Genomic DNA, 3,713 nt, shown 5'->3' on the forward strand with positions numbered 1-3,713 from the left:
AACAAAAAAGTCCTGCCAGATAACCAGAAAGACTTTTAAATATCTTACCAAAAATAATTATTCCTCGTTTAACGACTCAATAATTCTCCCGCCTTTGTAAAAATAGCGGCTGTAATACGGCTCATCTAAATCACTAATCACCACGCCCTTAGAAGTAGAAGCATGAGCAAAACGATTATCGCCAAGATAAACGCCCACATGAGTAATACTACGACTCTTTATTTTAAAAAACACTAAATCTCCAACCTTCAGCTCATCTTTAGAAAGCGGATTTGTCATGCTAAAAATATCTCTGGAATTACGTAGTAACGTTGTATTAAACACCTTATCATACATGGTTTTTGCAAAACCAGAACAGTCTATTCCTTTTTTTGTATTACCACCAAAACGATATGGAGTACCCAACCAGTCATAAATAAATTGATACATCTTGGTATTCGATGTAGCCGATATAGCCACCCCCATTACCTGAGAGAAAAATTGACTTGCTAAATTATCCGGATCCGAAGTTTCAGTTTTTGGAACGCTATTTGAAGATGTTGTTTTAGAATTTTGCGCTTTACCTATTAGCACTGAGCTAATCAAAAGTGTAAAAATTATAATTTTCTTCATTCAAATACTTTTTAGGTTTGAAGGTTCGCAGATGACGATCCCTATTCAACTTTATTTTAGTAACGGCACAAAAGTAAACCTTCTGCACCAAGCATCCAACAATAATAGGAATATTTTAACAAAAATTAACAGCCTAAATCTAAAATAGTTAAAAAAGCACCGGTATAGTTTTAATTTTGTCGATATATTAATAGATTTGCTGTCCCATTTAATATAGTTTATTACGCATGAGTTCAGTTGCAATAACAAAAGAGACATATCTATATTGGTATGAATTAATGCTTCTCTTAAGGAGATTTGAAGAAAAAACTGGTCAGTTATACGGACAGCAAAAAATCAGAGGTTTCTGCCATTTATATATCGGTCAGGAAGCTGTAATTGCTGGAACAATGTCGGCTACCCAAAAAGGAGATAGTTTAATCACAGCTTACAGAGATCATGCTCATGCTTTGGCTAAAGGAATGTCTCCAAAAGCTGCTATGGCAGAAATGTATGGTAAAGCAACAGGATGTTCTAAAGGAAAAGGTGGCTCTATGCACTTTTTTGATAAAGAGAATAAATTCTTTGGTGGACACGGTATCGTTGGCGGACAAATCCCTCTAGGAGCTGGTATTGCTTTCGCAGAGAAATATCTGGGAACTGACAATGTGAATCTTTGCTACATGGGCGATGGCGCCGTAAGACAAGGCGCTCTAAATGAGACTTTTAACATGGCTATGAATTGGCAGTTACCGGTTATTTTCATAGTAGAAAATAATGGTTACGCCATGGGTACTTCTGTAGCCAGAACAGCAAACACCCAGGACATCTATAAATTAGGATTAGGATACGAAATGCCTTCTATGCCTGTTGATGGTATGGATCCGGTAGCAGTACACAATGCTATTGACGAGGCTGTTCAAAGAGCAAGAAGAGGCGAAGGCCCAACTTTCCTTGAGATAAGAACTTACAGATATAAAGGACACTCTATGTCTGACCCGCAAAAATATCGTACTAAAGAAGAAGTAGAGGAATACAAAGCGAAAGATCCGCTGGAAGTTGTTAAAGAGAAAATAGTAAAAGAAAAATGGGCGGACCAGGCATGGTTTGATGAGGTTGCAGCAAAAATAAAAGCCGAAATAGAAGAAGCTGTAAAATTTGCAGAAGAGTCTCCATGGCCAGATCCATCAGAATTATATACTGATGTGTACGTTCAAGAGGACTACAATTTCATTAAAGATTAATAAAAGATATCGTCCAAACCGGAATTTTATAAAAACATAAATTCCGGTTTGGCGTTAAAATAACTGTTCACAATAAACACGGTAAAACATTATATAAATGGCTGAAGCGATAAAAATGCCTAAAATGAGCGACACCATGACCGAAGGTGTATTAGCTAAATGGCATAAAAAAGTTGGTGATCAAATTAAAGCTGGTGACGTAGTTGCAGAAGTGGAGACCGATAAAGCTACTATGGATTTTGAATCTTTCCAGGAAGGTACTTTATTGTACATCGGTGTTGAAGAAGGCCAGGCTGTTCCTGTAGATGCAGTTATTGCTGTTATAGGTGAAGAAGGCGAAGATTATAAATCAGTTTTAAACGCTGATAATGGTACAGCATCGGCATCTAAAGAAGAAGCTCCTGCTGCAGAAGCCGCTAGCGAAGAAAATACCGACACAGAAGAAGATGTAGACGTTTCCAATATACCGGCGGCTGTTATTCGCATGCCTTTGCTAAGCGATACCATGACCGAAGGTGTGATTAACAAATGGAATTTCAAAGTTGGCGATAAAGTTAAAGCGGACGATTCTCTGGCTGATGTTGAAACGGACAAAGCCACAATGGAAGTAGTTGGTTACGAAGAGGGAACTTTACTTTACATTGGTGTTGAAGAAGGAAAAGCAGCCAAAGTAAATGATATTATCGCTATCGTTGGTGAGGAAGGCACAGACATTACTCCTTTATTAAAAGCAGGTAATTCTGGCGCTAAAAAAGAGAAGAAAGAAGAGCCTGCAAAAGAAACCGCTTCCGCAGCTCCTGCAGAAGCAGAAAAAGAGTCTTCTTCTTCCAGCTCAGACAGCAGAGTTAAAGCATCTCCTTTAGCCAGAAAATTAGCCGAAGAAAAAGGCATCAATTTAAACGAAGTTAAAGGAAGCGCAGAAGGCGGGAGAATTGTTAAGAAAGATATCGAAGGATTTACGCCATCTACCAAAGAGGTTGCAGCTGCTGCTGAGGCTCCTAAAGAGGAAAAAGGATTTACTATTCCTACTTATGTTGGTGAAGAAAGATATACAGAACAGCCGGTTTCTCAGATGAGAAAAGTGATTGCCCGTCGTTTAGGCGAAAGCTTATTCACTGCGCCGCATTTTTACCTGACTGTAAGTGTTGATATGGATAATGCGATGCTTGCCCGTACTCAAATTAATGCAGTTGCTCCGGTAAAAGTTTCTTTCAATGATATCGTTGTTAAAGCTGTTGCTATAGCATTGAAACAACATCCGGCAGTAAATTCTTCTTACAGAGGCGATAAAATCCGTTTTAACGAGCATACCAACATTGGTGTTGCTATGGCTGTTGAAGATGGCTTATTGGTTCCTGTAGTTCGTTTTGCCGATGGCAAATCTTTATCTCACATTTCTGCCGAAGTTAAAGAGTTCGCTAAAAAAGCAAAAGCCAAAAAATTACAACCTTCTGATTGGGAAGGAAGCACATTTACAGTTTCTAACTTAGGTATGTTTGGTATTGACGAGTTTACTTCAATCATCAACTCTCCTGACGGTGCAATTCTTTCTGTAGGTGCTATCCAACAAGTCCCTGTGGTTAAAAATGGAGCAGTTGTTCCGGGAAATATCATGAAATTAACTCTGGGATGCGATCACAGAGTAATTGATGGAGCTACTGGTGCTGCTTTCTTACAAACTTTGAAAGGTTTAATTGAAGAACCAATCAGATTATTAGCATAAAAAGTCTGAATTCAAAAGTGACCTGTCTGTCTGGTACAGGCAAGAAATTTTAAAATCATATTATCATAGCGAGCCCCGTTTGGAAATCAAACGGGGTTCGCTATTTGTTATGGCTTTCTTCTCAATATCAGGAAAGCTTCTATAGACTGCAAATC

The 3,713-nt window shown here is 38.4% G+C and carries 3 protein-coding genes; 2 read left to right on the plus strand and 1 reads right to left on the minus strand.

All coding sequences use genetic code 11. The annotated features are described in order from the left end of the window. Positions 1 to 57: 57 nt before the first annotated feature. A complete protein-coding gene (locus tag ABWO41_RS16540; RefSeq protein WP_353140385.1) occupies positions 58 to 612 on the minus strand; it encodes a C40 family peptidase in 555 nt (184 codons plus the stop codon). Positions 613 to 839: 227 nt separating this feature from the next. Here ABWO41_RS16540 and pdhA point away from each other — a divergent pair, with 227 nt between their 5' ends. Both pdhA and ABWO41_RS16550 read left to right on the plus strand, forming a co-directional pair. Then, entirely contained in the window at positions 840 to 1,835 is a 996-nt protein-coding gene (gene pdhA, locus ABWO41_RS16545; protein ID WP_353140387.1) for a pyruvate dehydrogenase (acetyl-transferring) E1 component subunit alpha, read from the plus strand. Between the two features lie 97 nt (positions 1,836 to 1,932). Continuing rightward, complete coding sequence (locus ABWO41_RS16550) at positions 1,933 to 3,558, plus strand: dihydrolipoyl dehydrogenase family protein (RefSeq protein ID WP_353140389.1); 1,626 nt, start codon at positions 1,933 to 1,935, stop codon at positions 3,556 to 3,558. Positions 3,559 to 3,713 lie beyond the last annotated feature (155 nt).

Source organism: Pseudopedobacter sp. (assembly GCF_040392825.1).
Lineage (GTDB): Bacteria > Bacteroidota > Bacteroidia > Sphingobacteriales > Sphingobacteriaceae > Pseudopedobacter.